20 protein-coding genes are annotated in these 15,494 nt (G+C 37.1%); 17 read left to right on the top strand and 3 right to left on the bottom strand.

Translation table 11 applies throughout. From position 1 onward, the window contains the following. Positions 1–10: 10 nt before the first annotated feature. Positions 11–565, bottom strand: a complete 555-nt coding sequence (locus IGL36_RS07080) for an NADPH-dependent FMN reductase (protein ID WP_002357432.1) — start codon at positions 563–565, stop codon at positions 11–13. Positions 566–706: 141 nt separating this feature from the next. Here IGL36_RS07080 and IGL36_RS07075 point away from each other — a divergent pair, with 141 nt between their 5' ends. From IGL36_RS07075 to IGL36_RS07035, 9 genes are all read left to right on the top strand, one after another. Beyond that, positions 707–1,510 (top strand): GNAT family N-acetyltransferase, encoded by an 804-nt coding sequence (locus IGL36_RS07075; RefSeq protein WP_289861551.1) that lies wholly within the window; start codon positions 707–709, stop codon positions 1,508–1,510. Between the two features lie 146 nt (positions 1,511–1,656). Then, a complete protein-coding gene (gene rpsP / locus IGL36_RS07070; RefSeq protein WP_002357434.1) occupies positions 1,657–1,932 on the top strand; it encodes a 30S ribosomal protein S16 in 276 nt (91 codons plus the stop codon). Between the two features lie 11 nt (positions 1,933–1,943). Next, positions 1,944–2,189, top strand: coding sequence for a KH domain-containing protein (locus IGL36_RS07065; protein ID WP_002357435.1), 246 nt, complete (start codon positions 1,944–1,946; stop codon positions 2,187–2,189). A gap of 120 nt (positions 2,190–2,309) precedes the next feature. After that, positions 2,310–2,876 carry a hypothetical protein gene (locus tag IGL36_RS07060; protein ID WP_002357436.1) on the top strand — a complete coding sequence of 189 codons (567 nt, stop codon included), beginning with the start codon at positions 2,310–2,312 and terminating at the stop codon, positions 2,874–2,876. A gap of 214 nt (positions 2,877–3,090) precedes the next feature. Next, complete coding sequence (gene rnz / locus IGL36_RS07055; protein WP_002361891.1) at positions 3,091–4,032, top strand: ribonuclease Z; 942 nt, start codon at positions 3,091–3,093, stop codon at positions 4,030–4,032. After that, the gene (locus IGL36_RS07050) at positions 4,033–4,821 is read left to right on the top strand and encodes an SDR family NAD(P)-dependent oxidoreductase (RefSeq protein ID WP_002365721.1); all 789 of its coding nucleotides are present in this window, start codon (positions 4,033–4,035) and stop codon (positions 4,819–4,821) included. Positions 4,822–4,837: 16 nt separating this feature from the next. Further along, positions 4,838–5,305 (top strand): LapA family protein, encoded by a 468-nt coding sequence (locus IGL36_RS07045; protein WP_002357439.1) that lies wholly within the window; start codon positions 4,838–4,840, stop codon positions 5,303–5,305. Positions 5,306–5,459: 154 nt separating this feature from the next. Then, positions 5,460–7,772 (top strand): single-stranded-DNA-specific exonuclease RecJ, encoded by a 2,313-nt coding sequence (recJ, locus tag IGL36_RS07040; RefSeq protein ID WP_002391781.1) that lies wholly within the window; start codon positions 5,460–5,462, stop codon positions 7,770–7,772. Between the two features lie 2 nt (positions 7,773–7,774). After that, positions 7,775–8,287, top strand: a complete 513-nt coding sequence (locus IGL36_RS07035; protein WP_002357441.1) for an adenine phosphoribosyltransferase — start codon at positions 7,775–7,777, stop codon at positions 8,285–8,287. A gap of 105 nt (positions 8,288–8,392) precedes the next feature. On the opposite strand, the gene IGL36_RS07030 is transcribed toward IGL36_RS07035, so the two are convergent. Together IGL36_RS07030 and trhA are read right to left on the bottom strand one after the other, a co-directional pair. Continuing rightward, positions 8,393–8,584, bottom strand: coding sequence for a hypothetical protein (locus IGL36_RS07030; protein ID WP_002391783.1), 192 nt, complete (start codon positions 8,582–8,584; stop codon positions 8,393–8,395). Positions 8,585–8,777: 193 nt separating this feature from the next. Further along, complete coding sequence (gene trhA, locus IGL36_RS07025) at positions 8,778–9,431, bottom strand: PAQR family membrane homeostasis protein TrhA (RefSeq protein ID WP_002357443.1); 654 nt, start codon at positions 9,429–9,431, stop codon at positions 8,778–8,780. A 131-nt stretch (positions 9,432–9,562) separates the two neighbouring features. On the opposite strand from trhA, the gene IGL36_RS07020 reads away from it, so the two are divergent. The 8 genes from IGL36_RS07020 to IGL36_RS06985 all read left to right on the top strand — a co-directional run bounded on the left by IGL36_RS07020 (position 9,563) and on the right by IGL36_RS06985 (position 15,476). Further along, positions 9,563–10,405, top strand: a complete 843-nt coding sequence (locus IGL36_RS07020; protein WP_002357444.1) for a DegV family protein — start codon at positions 9,563–9,565, stop codon at positions 10,403–10,405. A 103-nt stretch (positions 10,406–10,508) separates the two neighbouring features. Beyond that, entirely contained in the window at positions 10,509–11,408 is a 900-nt protein-coding gene (locus tag IGL36_RS07015; RefSeq protein ID WP_002398325.1) for an SGNH/GDSL hydrolase family protein, read from the top strand. Next, complete coding sequence (locus tag IGL36_RS07010; protein WP_002357446.1) at positions 11,401–12,054, top strand: YpmS family protein; 654 nt, start codon at positions 11,401–11,403, stop codon at positions 12,052–12,054. Before IGL36_RS07015 ends, IGL36_RS07010 begins: the two co-directional genes overlap by 8 nt. A 16-nt stretch (positions 12,055–12,070) precedes the next feature. Then, a complete protein-coding gene (gene msrA, locus IGL36_RS07005; protein ID WP_002398324.1) occupies positions 12,071–12,586 on the top strand; it encodes a peptide-methionine (S)-S-oxide reductase MsrA in 516 nt (171 codons plus the stop codon). Positions 12,587–12,591: 5 nt separating this feature from the next. Then, positions 12,592–12,810 carry a YozE family protein gene (locus IGL36_RS07000; RefSeq protein WP_002357449.1) on the top strand — a complete coding sequence of 73 codons (219 nt, stop codon included), beginning with the start codon at positions 12,592–12,594 and terminating at the stop codon, positions 12,808–12,810. An 87-nt stretch (positions 12,811–12,897) separates the two neighbouring features. Beyond that, positions 12,898–14,340: a S41 family peptidase gene (locus tag IGL36_RS06995; RefSeq protein ID WP_002369330.1), complete on the top strand. Its 1,443-nt coding sequence runs from the start codon at positions 12,898–12,900 to the stop codon at positions 14,338–14,340. A gap of 17 nt (positions 14,341–14,357) precedes the next feature. Then, positions 14,358–14,912 carry a signal peptidase I gene (lepB, locus tag IGL36_RS06990; protein ID WP_002382369.1) on the top strand — a complete coding sequence of 185 codons (555 nt, stop codon included), beginning with the start codon at positions 14,358–14,360 and terminating at the stop codon, positions 14,910–14,912. A 114-nt stretch (positions 14,913–15,026) separates the two neighbouring features. Beyond that, the gene (locus tag IGL36_RS06985) at positions 15,027–15,476 is read left to right on the top strand and encodes a hypothetical protein (protein WP_002357452.1); all 450 of its coding nucleotides are present in this window, start codon (positions 15,027–15,029) and stop codon (positions 15,474–15,476) included. The last annotated feature ends 18 nt before the right edge of the window (positions 15,477–15,494 follow it).

The following is a 15,494-nucleotide window of genomic DNA, read 5'->3' as shown; positions in this document are numbered from 1 at the left end:
ATTGATTCAATTAGGCAGTTAAGCGATTAAAGAAATCCACGTAAGCATCTACAATTGATTGTAAGAAACCAACAGTGCCATCAATAATTTTACCATCTTCACCAATTAAGTTCGTAATGCCGCCAATATAGGCTTCAGGTTGTTGTAAAGTTGGAACATTTAAGAATACTAATGATTGTCTTAAATGATGGTTCGCACCAAATCCGCTAATTGCACCTGGTGAAACACTCACCACAAGTCCTGGTTTTTTATCCCAAACGCTTTCGCCATACGGACGTGAACCGACATCCAATGCATTTTTTAAAACAGCTGGTACTGAACGGTTATATTCTGGTGTTACAAACATTACGCCATCTACTTGTTTAACTTCTTCACGGAATGTTGTCCAAGCTTCAGTGGGGGTTCCTTCATCATCCAAATCTTGATTGTATAATTCTAAATCACCAATGTTAATAAAAACAGGTTCGAAATCAGCTGGAAATAAGTCCGCCATTGTTTTTGCTACCAATTTGTTAAATGAATCTTTTCTTAAACTCCCTACAAAAATACCAATTTTTTTTGTCATGTAAATCCCTCCATTTTTCTTTTACTTACTTTATGATAGTACTTTTTCGAAAAAAGCGCAAACGTTTTATCCTTGTACATTGTTGAACTTCGTAACTTCACGTATAATAGCTAGTAAAAGGATGAGTAAAGGAGCAACTGCTTGAATAAAAAAATAAATTGGCGCCGACAATTAACACCGTCGGAGAAACAAACATTGACTGAATTAAGAAACAAGGAAATGATTAAACAAGGAACTTTTTATAAATTGGAACAAACATTTCCTGAGGAATCAGCTTATACTAATTATGGTTTATACAGGAAGGGACAAGCCATTCAAGCGTATATCGTAGGGTATTGTTTTGATGGGGAAACCTTGGAAGCGACGATTGTTGCGCCAAATGTAGGACCATTTTTTGAAGAACTTGTTCAAGAACTCGAAAAGCAAGCAGCTTTGTGGGGAATGAAAGAAGTCTTTCTCGTGATGGAAGACAAGCAATCTGTTGGCCTGAATTATTTTAATAGACAAGGAATTGTGCCAGCTTTTTCAGAACAGTATCTGGTTTTTCAAAGAGAAACATACTCACAGGAGTTGGCGAAGCTGACACTTCTCCGACCGCAAGTGGCTGATTTGGATTCCTTGGCTAGGTTACTAGAAGGTACGCCTTTGCCGGAGGACCTTCAACGAACACTTATTTATAAAGAAAACAATCAACTTTTAGCCACGCTACGTTTGGATCATTTTGAAAACGAATGGGGGATTTATGGCTTTGTTGTGACAAAAACGCAACGAGGTCGCGGTCTTGGCCGTCAAGTGTTACAGTCTGCGCTCCGAATGATTTTAGAAAATTCAGCTTCAGCGACTATTTTTTTAGAAGTTGAAACAGAAAATCAAGCAGCGCTTCATCTCTATCAAACAGAAGGCTTTCAAGTGAGAAACCAGTACAACTATTATCAAATTTTGTAAAAATTCTTCATTATTTCGTTTGTTTTCCTGCAAATTGGCTAAAAAAATTGAAAAAAAGTAAAGGTGTCAAGAAAAAACTCTTTACAGGTTGTTGTTAATCTGTTAAACTAACTCTTGTGATTAAGTTAATGGAGGTGTATTTAATAATGGCAGTTAAAATTCGTTTAAAACGTATGGGTTCTAAAAAGAGTCCTTTTTACCGTATTGTAGTAGCTGATTCTCGTTCTCCTCGTGATGGACGTTTCATCGAAACTGTAGGTACTTACAACCCTTTGAAAGACCCTGCAGAAGTAGTTTTAAAAGAAGATTTAGTTTTAGATTGGTTATCTAAAGGTGCGCAACCTTCTGATACAGTTCGTAACATCCTTTCAAAAGAAGGCGTTATGAAAAAACATCATGAAGCTAAAAACGTTAAGAAATAAGGTGATTGAATATGGCAGATGTGAAAGAGTTAATTTTAACTATTGTCCGTCCGTTAGTCAGTCAACCTGAAGCAGTCTCATTAGAAATTGAGGAATCAACTGATTTCCTCGAGTATAATTTGACTGTGGCCAAAGAAGATATTGGACGTATCATTGGTAAACAAGGGCGTGTTGCAAAAGCAATTCGGACAATTGTTTATAGTGTACGTATCGATGGTCCGAAAAAGGTCCGTTTAAATATTCTTGATGGTAAATAAGCATTAACAAGGAGGTAGCCTAGCTATCTTCTTTTTTTATACATAACCAAAAAGTTTTCATTGCTAGAGACAAGCCTTTCTTGCTAAAATAGATGTATCCAGAATAAAGGAGCGATTTGTATGGCAAAACGAATTATCATTATGAACTTTGATATTGAAAGTAAATCGTACCAAGCATTTTCCGAAATAAAAAAGATGCAGGCAGAAAGACAGCTTAAAGGTGAGCAAATGGCGGTTGTTACGCATGTTAATGATGGCCAGCATCAATTTAAAATCAATGATTTTATCGATTTTACAGGCAACAATCATACATCAAAAGATAGCATGATTGGGATGCTAGTAGGCATATTAGGTGGTCCTCTGGGCATTCTTTTTGGCTGGTTTGCTGGAAGTATGTATGGTGCAAGCAAAGACGCCAAAGAAATTCAAGAAGCACAAACGGTTTTTGAACATGTGATTCAAAAGATTGATGAAGGACAAACGGGATTGTTATTAATTGCAGAAGAAGAAGACAATCGTCCGCTCAACCAATTGGTTATGTTTGACTTAGGTGGCGAAATCACGCGGCTTGATTTAGAGGAAGTCCAACAAGAAATTAACGATGCGAACGAAGTTGCAAATGAAGCGAAACAATCGTGGCAAGCAAAAAAAGAACAACATAAAGAAGCGACATCGAAAGAAGAATAAGGAGCAAAGACTGTTTTCTGAATAAAGGGAAACAGTCTTTTAAAATACTAAGAAATCACGGTTTTTTATGGTAGTTTGCTAATTTTTTGTTATTTTATCGTAAAATACGGTAAACTAAGAAGAAAACTTTGAGAAAATAGATAAATTATTATTTGCTAAAGGAGCAAACTTCTTCTAAAATAAAAAGGAAGTTTAAAAGAAAGTATGGTAGCAGATGGAAATACAATTTTTAGGAACAGGCGCTGGTGTACCAGCAAAACATCGCAATGTCACAGGAATTGCGTTGAAATTATTAGATGAACGAAATGCAGTTTGGCTCTTCGATTGTGGTGAAGGGACTCAATTGCAAATTTTAAAAAGTAGTATTCGCCCAAGAAAAATTGAAAAGATTTTTATTACACATTTACATGGGGATCATATTTTTGGTTTACCTGGTTTGTTAAGTAGTCGTTCTTTTCAGGGCGGGACAGAACCTTTAGAAATCTATGGACCAGTTGGGGTTGCTGACTTTGTCAAGACTTCTTTACGGGTCTCGCAATCGCGGTTGTCCTATCCACTGAAATTTATTGAATTAACGAAAGAAAATGACGTTATTTTTAAAGATAAACAATTCACTGTTCGCTGTAATATCTTGGACCATGGCATCACGAGCTTTGGCTATCGAATTGAGGAAGCAGCGCATGAAGGAGAATTACAAGTAGAGAAACTTCAAGCTTTAGGGATTCCTTCTGGGCCATTGTATGGCAAACTCAAACGTGGTGAAACGATTGTTTTTGATGGACAGGAAATTAATGGACAAGCGTTTGTGGGAGAGCGTAAACCTGGGCGAATCGTGACGATTTTAGGAGACACTCGCAAAACCAAAAATAGTGTAACTTTAGCACGACGAGCGGATGTTTTAGTCCATGAAAGTACGTTTAATAAACACGAAGCAAAAATGGCAAAAGCCTACTTCCACTCAACCAGTCAACAAGCAGCTGAAGTTGCAAAAGAAGCGCAAGTAAAACAACTTATCTTAACGCATATTAGTGCCCGTTATTTAACCAAAGAGGCCTATCAGCTTCAAGAAGAAGCCCAAGAAATTTTCCCCAATACAAAAATCGTGAAAGATATGGATATCATTGAGATTCCATTTGCCAATGAAGGAGGAGCTTAGATGGATTTAACAAATAAAGTCGTTGTCGTAACTGGAGGTTCAGCTGGTTTAGGTGAACAAATTTGTTATGAAGCAGCTAAACAAGGAGCGGTCGTCGTTGTCTGCGCCCGCAGAATTAATTTGATTGGTAAAGTTCGCGAGCAGTGTGCCGCTTTAAGCGGACGAGAAGCATTTTCTTATCAATTAGATATTGCCGATCCAGAAAGTGTTGAACGTGTGGTTGAAGCTATTTCAGCAGAAGTTGGTTCTATAGATGTTTTAGTCAACAATGCTGGTTTTGGCTTGTTTGAAAATTTTGTTGAAATTGACTTGGCTGTTGCACGCCAAATGTTTGATGTCAACGTTCTAGGAATGATGACGTTTACTCAAAAAGTAGCTATTAAAATGATTGAAGCTGGGCAAGGACATATTATCAACGTTGCTTCAATGGCTGGGAAGATGGCTACAGCTAAATCAACCGTTTATTCTGCAACGAAATTTGCTGTGTTAGGTTTTTCAAATGCTTTACGTTTAGAATTGAAACCGTTGGGTGTAGCAGTAACGACTGTCAATCCAGGACCAATCCAAACAGAATTCTTTGATAAGGCGGACCCGACAGGCACTTATCTAGCTGCGGTGGATAAAATTGTTTTAGCCCCTACGAAATTAGCGAAAGAAGTGGTTGGGAGTATGGGGACTTCTCGACGTGAGATTAATCGTCCGTTTGTCATGGAAGCAGCTGCCCGCTTTTATACATTGTTTCCACATTTAGGAGATTTCATAGCGGGAAATATTTTAAATAAAAAATAAAGGAGTCGATCAAGTCATGAAAAATCAATGGCGTGTTATTTTGGGCCTTGTGTTGGTCTTAATTGTTGTTATTTTTGCTGTTTTAAATAATCAAGCTGTTCCAGTAAACTTTGGTTTTACTAAAATTAGTGGACCGTTAATCTTAATTATTTTAGGTTCTGCAATTATTGGCGCACTAGTTGGGTTACTAACCTCCACAACCACCATTTGGAACCAACGTAAGGAATTAAAAGCTGTACAAAAAGAGTTGGATATTTATAAAAATGATATGGATAAATTAGTCAAAGAAGAAACGGAAAAAGTTCAACGTTCTTTTGATAATCAATTGGCTGATTTGCAAGCCAAACAAGCGGCAGCACCACAAGTCGCAGAACCAGTGGTCAACGAACAAACATCAAACACAGAAGTAGACGCAACGCCTGTGTCAGGTAGTCGTATTGATCGTTATGTGAAACCTCGTGTGAATGAAGAGGAACAAAAATAAGGAAGAGACTTTATCGCTAAGTTTCTTTTAAAATAAAACTGTGATATCTGCTATTTATCTAACAGATATCACAGTTTTTTTCTCTGATTTAAAAAAATGCTTTCTTTAGTTTTTGGAAAAATTTTGCTATAATTACTTGGTTAGGAGTGACGTCGTGAAAAAATCAAACTATCAATGGCAGTTACAGACAAAGACAGAATTACCTGTAGAATTTATAGAACAATTAAAAAAAGAACAAATTAATCCATTAATTGGCCAACTTTTATGGCACCGCAATATCCGGACAGAAGAAGCATTACGTAAGTTTCTACATCCGACTATCGAAGATATTTATGATCCGTTCTTAATGCATGATATGGAGAAAGCGGTAGCCCGCATCCAGCAAGCCGTCGAAGCGGGTGAACAAATCCTTGTCTATGGGGATTATGATGCAGATGGCATCACTAGTACCACGGTTATGAAAGAAGCAATCGAATTAGTCGGTGGCATGGTTCAGTACTTTCTACCGAATCGTTTTGTTCATGGATATGGGCCTAATAAAGACGTATTTGCTGAACAAATTGAACAAGGAGTCCAATTAATTGTAACCGTTGATAATGGTGTATCTGGACATGAAGCAATTAACTACGCTATGGCTCAAGGGGTAGATGTAATCGTTACTGACCATCATGAATTGCCTGAACAATTACCAGAAGCCTATGCGATTGTCCACCCTAGACATCCGCAAGGAGACTATCCTTTTGGAGATTTAGCTGGTGTTGGCGTGGCTTTCAAAGTCGCTACTGCGTTACTTGGTGAATTGCCAATTGAGTTATTAGATTTGGTAGCAATTGGGACAATTGCTGACTTGGTTTCATTAACCGATGAAAATAGAACGTTTGTCAAAATGGGCCTTCAAATGATTCAAACTGGTGATCGAATTGGTTTAGACGTTTTACTACAAGAAGCGGGTGTGAAAAAGGAAGCTGTTTCAGAAGAATCAATTGGCTTTACCATCGGACCTCGTTTAAATGCGTTAGGTCGATTAGGGGAAGCCGCACCAGGTGTTGAATTAATGACTACATTTGATGAAGAGCAAGCGCTGGAAATCGCTAAATATATTGATCAACAAAACAATGAACGAAAAGACATTGTAACGACGATTGCCAAAGAAGCCCTGGATTTAATCGACCCGAATGCGCCGGTCCATATTTTAGCGAAACAAGGCTGGCATGAAGGCGTCTTGGGGATTGTCGCGGGCCGCATTATGCAAGAAACAGGGAAACCAACCATTATTTTAGCAATAGATGAATCTGGTACGACCGCTAAAGGCTCTGGACGTAGCATTAGCGCATTGAATCTCTATGAGGCGTTGAACGAAGTGCGTGAGCAATTCACTCATTTTGGTGGGCATCATATGGCAGCGGGAATGACTTTGCCTGTTGAAAATATTCCTTTTGTTCAAGAACATTTGGCACACTTTATTGAAAAAAATCAAATTGATATGGCTAATGGACAAGAGTTGCTCATTAGTGAGAGCTTAGCGGTTTCGCAGGCCACGACTACTTTTATTGATCAATTGCGTATTTTGGCGCCTTTCGGGACCGATAATACTGTTCCAACTTTTGTATTTAAGGAAATCACGCCTACGCAAATTCGTCAAATTGGTGCAGATAATGCACATCTGAAATTTCAAATGAATCAAGAAGGGGCACAATTGGATGCAATTGCTTTTCAAATGGGGCCTCAAGCGGATGAACTAGCACAAGGAACCTCCGATGTGGCAGGCCAACTTTCCATCAATGAATGGAATGGTCGTAAGAAACCACAATTAATGGTGACTGATTTTGCTGTATCGGGAAGACAATTATTTGATTTTCGTGGCAAAAATAATCAAACGAAACCAATTCCTTCAGAAGCAACAGCTTATCTTTTGTTTGATGAAAAAAATCAAAAATTCATTTCAGATCCAACCGCTAATATTATTGTTTGGTCAAACCAAGAAGAATTGGTGGAAGCTGTTTCTCAAAATCAAATCGAACAACTGGTTTTTGTCGACTGTCCTGTGGAAGCAATCACGGTTAAAGAAATTGTTGAAGCAACTGAGATACAACGTATATACATGATGTTTATTTCACCAGAAGAAGCTTATTTAAACGGTATGGCTTCACGTGAACAATTTGCAACATTGTATAAATTTATTTTGCAGCAAAAAGAAGTAAATCTACGTTCCCAGCTATCGAAGGTGGCAAATTACTTAAATATCCAAGAAAAATTATTAATTTTCATGATACAGGTGTTTTTTGACTTAGGATTTGTTACAATAGAAAGCGGTGTTTTAAACAGTATTGAGAAACCCGACAATCGACCATTGACTGAAAGTCAAGTGTACCAACAACGATTGAAAAAAATAAAAACAGAAGAATTTCTACTTTACAGTGATTGTCAAACAATACAACAATGGCTGTGGAATGAGGAGGACAAATAAAAATGGATTTAAGAGATTACATTGCAAGCATTCCAGATTATCCTGAGAAAGGGATCGTGTTCCGTGACATTTCTCCATTAATGGCTAATGGGGATGCCTACCGTGAAGCAACGAAACAAATCGTGGATTACGCGAAAGAAAAAAGAATTGATATGGTTGTAGGACCGGAAGCTCGTGGCTTTATTGTCGGCTGTCCAGTGGCTTATGAACTAGGGGTTGGCTTTGCTCCGGTTCGTAAAAAAGGAAAACTTCCTCGTGAAACCATCGAAGTGACTTATGACTTAGAATATGGTTCAGATACATTAACGTTGCACAAAGATGCCATCACACCAGGCCAACGTGTTTTGATTTGTGATGACTTGCTAGCAACTGGTGGTACAATTAAAGCAACCATCGAATTAGTCGAACAATTAGGTGGTATTGTGGTTGGTTGTGCGTTCCTAATTGAATTAATGGATTTACATGGCCGCGATAAAATTGATGGCTACGATATTGTTACCTTAATGGAATACTAATCTAATTTAATTAGAAAGAGCGAAGGATTTAATCCTTCGCTCTTTCTTTGACATATTTATAAAAACGGAGCATAGCTTGGGGGGAACACACCGTTTTATTATTTATTAAGGGAACTTACGATAAACGTATCTTGCTTGCTGTTGTTTACGTGTATAACGCTTCTCATCCCATGACATAAACCAAAGAATAAATAACGGCGTCACGATCATAAAAGCAAGACGTAATCCTAATGTTCCCAAAAAAATACCTATAACCAATACAAAAAATAAAAATCCAACACGACGAATTGCTTCCATGTGTATCACCTCTTCATTTGATTCGAACGAGTGTTCGTATTTTTATTATACGAATGTATGTTCGTTTTGTAAAGTCTTTTCTACTAATTTATGTTAAAATAATTCGAAAAGAAGAATATTCCTTTATAATAAAGAGATTTAGGGCAATAAAAGAACACGATGCTCAAAGCATCGTGTTCTTATTGTGCTGTGATTACGTATAAAAGAGAACAGAAAAATACATGAGGATCGCTGCAAGCATGACGAACAAGTGCCAAACTACATGCATAAACCGCACATTTTTCAATGAATAGAAGGCTGCACCTAATGTGTAAGACACGCCCCCTGCGACCAATAACGCTGTTCCTGTAAACCCAAGAGATTCATATAACGGACGAGCAGCGATGATACAGAGCCAACCTAAAACAATATAAATAATCGTTGAAATGTTTTTCACTGTTTCTTGTTTATGCAACGTGAGGGATTTATAGACAATACCGACAATGGCGATTAACCAGACTAAACTAAATAAGGTCCAACCTAACCAACCGCCAATACTAATTAAGCAAAACGGCGTATAGCTGCCAGCAATCAATAAGAAAATAGAACTATGATCGAAGACCTGAAAGACCTTTTTGGCTCTTGTAAAAATTAAACTATGAAATAACGTTGAAGATAAAAAAAGTAGAATCAACATGGAGCCATAAATAGCATAAGATACCACGTGAATCGGTGAGCCTAAACGAGCTCCTTTAACAAGTAAAATGACTAAGCCAGCAATACTTAAACCTGCGCCTATGCCATGTGTAACTGCATTTAAGACTTCGTTCACGATTAGGTATTTTTTTGAGAAATGCGTTTTTTCCAATAAATTCACTTCCTTTATTTTAATTTGATGAAAAATTCGGCAGTGTCTGTTATACTATAACTAGATAATTAACCGTTTAATGGTATTCTACCATGAAAACAGGTTCCTTTTAAAGAAAGAGTGATAAATTTATGACAAACGTTAAAATCGTAACGGATTCTTCATGTACGATGGAAAAAAGTCTTAGAGATGAATTAAATATCCATATGATGCCTTTATCAATTATGGTTGATGGCGTTGTTTATCCAGATGATGATCATTTGCCAGGCGAAAAATTTATGGACATGATGGCTAATGCGAAGGCCTTACCCAAAACGAGTCAACCACCAATTGGTGAATTTGTAGAATTATATGATCGCTTAGGTGAAGATGGCAGTGAAGTAATTTCGATTCACATGACAAAAGGCTTAAGTGGAACGGTTGAAGCGGCCCGTCAAGCTAGCAACTTATCATCAAGTAAAGTAACGGTGATTGATAGCGATTTTACAGACCAAGGTTTGTCTTTCCAAGTCATTCAAGCAGCAAAATTGGCACAAGCGGGAGCGGGTGTTCCAGAAATTTTAGCTGAAATTGAACGCGTCAAACAAAATACTAAATTATACATTGGCATTTCAACATTAGATAATTTGGTTAAAGGTGGACGAATCAGCCGTACAACAGGATTATTATCAAACATTTTTAATATGAAAGTTGTCATGGACTTTGAAAATACGGAATTGATTCCTGTAGCGAAAGGCCGCGGCGTTAAAACGTTTAATAAATGGTTTGACGAATTGAAATCAGAATTAAGTAAGATTCCAAATGTTCGACAAATTGGCATTTCTCATGCGGATGGGCTAGAACTAGCAAATGGATTCAAAGAAGGATTACAAGCAATCTTTAAAGACATGGATATTCCCGTATTACATACGAATCCAGTCATTGCAACACATACAGGAAAAAATGCCTTTGCTATTATGTACTATACAGACTAAGAAATAACGAGGTTGGGTCTCACTCTTAAATGAGTAGACGCAACCTCTTTCTAACAAGAAAAGGAAAATTTCTTGTTGGTTTATTTAAAAGGAAGTGACGAAGATGAAAAAACAAACACAGCATATTTTGCTGACCGTCTTAACACCTATCCTCATTGCGCTAGGTGTTTTTACATTGTTAAGTGTGGCCATCCCCAAAGCAAAGCCACTATTAAAGCAAGAGAAAGTGGCCACAACTGCTCAAAAAAATCAAAAAGAAGTCATTCATTATACAGCTATCGGTGATTCTTTAACTGAAGGAATTGGCGATTTGACGAATAGTGGAGGTTTTGTTCCTATTGTGGCAGATGATTTAAAAGAACACTACAACTTGAACGGTGTTCAAACAGACAATTTTGGGAAAAATGGGGATCGTAGTGACCAAATTTTAAAACGAATCAAAGAAAAACCTGAAATTCAAAAGGGCCTTGCCTCTGCGGACGTGATTACGCTAACGGTTGGTGGAAATGACTTAATGAAAGTAATTAGTAGTAATATTTTCGACTTGAAAGTCAGCTCGTTCAATCGTCCACAAAAAGCCTATCAACGCCGAGTAAGACGACTACTTGAAGAAATCCGAGAGTACAACGAGAAGGCCCCTATTTATGTCTTAGGAATTTACAATCCCTTCTACTTAAACTTTTCCGAAATTACAGAAATGCAAGAAATCGTTGATAACTGGAATCAAGCAACCGAAGAAATGGTTCAAGAGCAAAAACGAGCCTATTTCATTCCTATCAATGATTTACTCTATAAAGGTCGTGGCGATGAAGTTGGCGTAACTGGTGATGACTCAGAAACTACAGGAAGTAGTGCTAGCAAAGAGGATTTAAACAATTTGTTATATGAAGAAGATCGCTTCCATCCGAATAATCTTGGCTACCAAATTATGGCCGGAGCTGTCCGGGATGAAATGGTCAAGACAGAGAAAGAATGGATAACCAAATCAGAAGGTAGTGAATAAAATGAATGAAGAAAAGCCAAAAACAAGTAAATCAATTAAAAAGACACAACCAACCAATCTTAAACGAAATCCCTGGAAAATCGCTTTTCTTGTTCTAGTGGGTTTAGTCATTGGTAGTGTAGCTTTCGTGACATTTCGAGCAACACAAGTTCGCGAACCAGATTTAAAGAAAATACCAGCAATTGTTGAAAAAGAAGGCGAGCCAGTGGTCACCATTCAGTCAAAAAAACAACAAGTGAACAAACTGATTGACTTTTATTTAGCCGACTTTCAAAAAGGTTCGGAGATCAAATATAAATTTTATTTAGAAAATGATGCTTTATTAAATGGAACATTTCAGGTGTTAGGGCATGACATTCCTTTTTACTTATATTTTGATCCTTACGTGATGGCGAATGGTAATGTACAATTAAAAGCAAAAAGTTTGTCTATAGGAACGTTAGGCTTGCCAATTAAAGAAGTATTGAAATTTGCTAAACGTTCTTACAAACTACCTAAATGGGTTGAAATCAATCCAGATGATCAAACTGTTTTATTACGTTTAGATCAGTTTAGAATGCAAAATGGTCTATTTGTTCGAGCAGAAAAGATTAATTTAGTTGACGATGACATTCGGATGAATATATACTTGCCAAAAGAGAAATAAAAAAGGAGTGTTAGAGATGGAAGAAAAAGCAATTTTTGCAGGCGGCTGTTTCTGGTGTATGGTGCAGCCTTTTGATACACAACCAGGAATTATCTCAGTTGTTTCGGGTTATACAGGTGGGCACGTGCCTAATCCAACATATGAACAGGTTCTAACACACACAACAGGCCATACGGAAGCAGTAGAAATCACTTTTGATCCAGCGATTATTTCTTACGAACAATTAGTGGAGATTTATTGGCAACAAACGGATCCTACTGATGCTTTCGGTCAGTTTCAAGACCGCGGCGATAATTATCGGCCAGTTATTTTTTATCGTTCTCAAGAACAAAAAGAAACTGCTGAGAAAAGTAAAGAACGTCTAGCTAATAGCGGCCGTTTTACAGAACCAATTGTTACCACCATCGAACCAGCAGCACCATTTTATCCTGCTGAAGAATACCATCAAGACTTTTATAAAAAAGACGCTTTGCGTTATGGATTGTCCCATCAACGTAGAAGTGAATTTATCGAAGAAAAATGGAGTGACTAATTTACATGAGACGAAGCTTTTACCATTACTTAATGACATTAAAAGGTCCGGCTAAAGATCCTGAAACTGATTTTGCCAATGAAGCGGCCAAAGATATTCAGTTTCCAAAACAAACCGAGGATTATCATGAACTTTCTTCTTATTTAGAAATGAATGCTGACTATTTAAGCAACATGGACATCTTTGATGAGTTATGGGAAAAGTACCTTGAAAACAATAAATAAATCCAGAGGAAAAGCAAACAAAGCTTTTCCTCTTTTTTCATTCATGTTATAGTAAACAAAAGTAGTGACGAATTTGTTAGAAATGAGATGAAATCTATGAAGAACAAACGAACTGTTCCTTTTTATCAATATATTATTTCGCTCCTCTGTGTCGCATTTTTAGCTGGAGGAAGTAGTTATATTTATTTTGATCATCGTGTTAAAAAGATGAGTCAAGAAGGGGCAATTACCAATGCTGATTTAAGCAAAGTGCAGGATTTATATAATGAAATTAGTACCAATTATGTAGGTGAAGTAGATAAAAATGAATTAGTTGAAGGCGCCTTAAAAGGCATGTCTGAAGCCATTGGAGACCCATACTCAACTTATCTAAATGAATCTGCTGCCAATGATTTAAACGAAAGCTTATCTGGTGATTTTGAAGGAATTGGTGCCACTATGACAATGAAAGATGGCGAACCAGTTGTAGCAGAGGCCCCTGTAGCAGATTCCCCAGCTGAAAAAGCGGGAATCAAAGAAGGCGATATTATTGAAAAGGTTGATGGTACAGCTACAAAAGGGATGAAACTAGCAGAAGTCGTCTCAAAAGTCCGAGGTAAAAAAGGAACTTCCGTTGAATTGACTATCCAAAGAGAGGGAGAAACTAAAAATATCTCAATCAAACGTGGGAAAATTCCCGTTAAAACAGTGACTGGTGAGTTAGACAAAAATGATGCACAAATTGGCTCGATTAAAATTACGTCCTTTGGTAAAAAAACATATCAAGAATTGAAAGAAACAATCACGAATTTACGTGACAAAGGAGCTAAATCCTTTGTAATTGATGTACGCCAAAATCCTGGTGGACTGCTAGATCAAGCAGAGCGAATGGCCAGTATGTTTTTAAAAAATGGCGAAACAATTGTTCAATTTGAAGACAAAAAAGGACGTACGATGAAAGAAGTTGCTTCCAAAGAATTAGACGGCGGCTTTAAAGTAAAAGAACCTGTTGCAGTTATCATTGATGGCAATAGTGCCAGTGCATCCGAAATTTTTGCTGCAGCACTGCATGAATCTGCGAATGTCCCATTAATTGGAACGAAAACATTTGGCAAAGGAACGGTCCAAACGGTGAAAGATTTAAATGACCAAACCGAAATAAAATTGACTGTTTTAAAATGGTTAACACCAAAAGGCGAATGGATCAACGAAAAAGGAATTGAACCAACCATCAAAGCTGATTACCCCGAGTATGCCTATTTAAAATTGATTCCTCGCGATAAAACGCTAAAAGAAGGAGATCAATCTGAAGATATTCAGAACTTAAATGCTATTTTAGCTGTATTAGCGTATCCTGTTGATGAAAACAATGCAAACTACACCGCAGAAACAAAAGCAGCGGTTAGCGATCTTCAACAGAAAAATGGCTTGCCTGTAACTGGAGAAATCGACAATGAAACAGCCACAAAAATTGAAGCCACTTTAGGTAAATTAATTCTTGAAAATGACGCTGCTTACGATACAGCAGTCAAAGAAATTCAAAAAAACTAGAAAAAGGTGGCACGAAGTTGAAGAAGAAACGTGATTATGTTGGGTATTTAATGTACTTTCTGAAAATTTTAGTACCAGCAATCGTAGCCGTTTTTATTTTAAGAGGATTTTTCCTGATTCCTGTTCGGGTGGATGGCCATTCTATGCAAAAAACCTTGAATCAAGGAGATATGATTGTGATGGAAAAATTCTCCGCCATTAAACGGTTTGATGTGGTGGTCTTTAAAACAGACACAGGATCGATTCTGATTAAACGTGTGATTGGTTTACCAGGAGAAGCTGTGCGTTACGAAAACGATCAATTATATGTCAATAATCAGCCAATCGCTGAACCGTATTTAACTAAAAACAGAAAAAAAGATCATGAAACGATGCCTTACACTACGAATTTTGATTCAAAAGAATTGTTAATGCAAGAAAAATTACCTAAAGATAGCTATTTTGTGCTTGGTGATAATCGCCGTATGTCCAAAGACAGCCGTTCTTTTGGTGCAATACATGCAGATCAAATCTTAGGGAAAGCACAATTTGTTTATTACCCACTCACTCATATGAAGATCATTCCTAAATAAGTAAGACCACTAGTTCGTTTATTTAAATAACGACTAGTGGTCTTTTCTAATCTGAAAAATTGTTCTCTTAGCTGAAAAATGTTAAGGTTAAAGTAATGATAGATGTAGGAGGTCATGCAAATGATTAGAAAAACAATTTTAGCAAGTTCTATCTTAGGCGTTGGGTTGCTAATTGGTGCATGTGGGAATCAAACCCAAACTCAAATGAATTCAACTAATACCAGTGAATCATCACAGCCTAAAGTAACCGAATCAAGTCGCAAGTCATCTGAAAGTGCGTCTAATAACGAAGGTGTATCAAGCGATTCTAGTAAATCCACAAGTTCCACTACAGAATCAGAAATCTTAAAAGGTCTGGCGGAAGAAAAAACGCTAAAAGAAAAAATCCCGTCCTTAAATCAAACAACGATTAAGAAAGTCACTGATAATGAGTATAAACGCATTCTTGTGATGGAAGAAAAGGCTACAGGAACGACCTATAAAAGTATTTTGATAAAAAAACAAAATCGCTTAAAAATTGTCAACGAAACAACCGATGAATTGTTATACAATGGAACCCTATAAGAACGAAACCATTCAATA

It is taken from the genome of Enterococcus sp. AZ011 (assembly GCF_050548355.1).
GTDB lineage: Bacteria > Bacillota > Bacilli > Lactobacillales > Enterococcaceae > Enterococcus > Enterococcus faecalis.
Note: the sequence above shows the minus strand (reverse complement) of the source record. Positions and strands in the feature narration are given on the sequence as shown.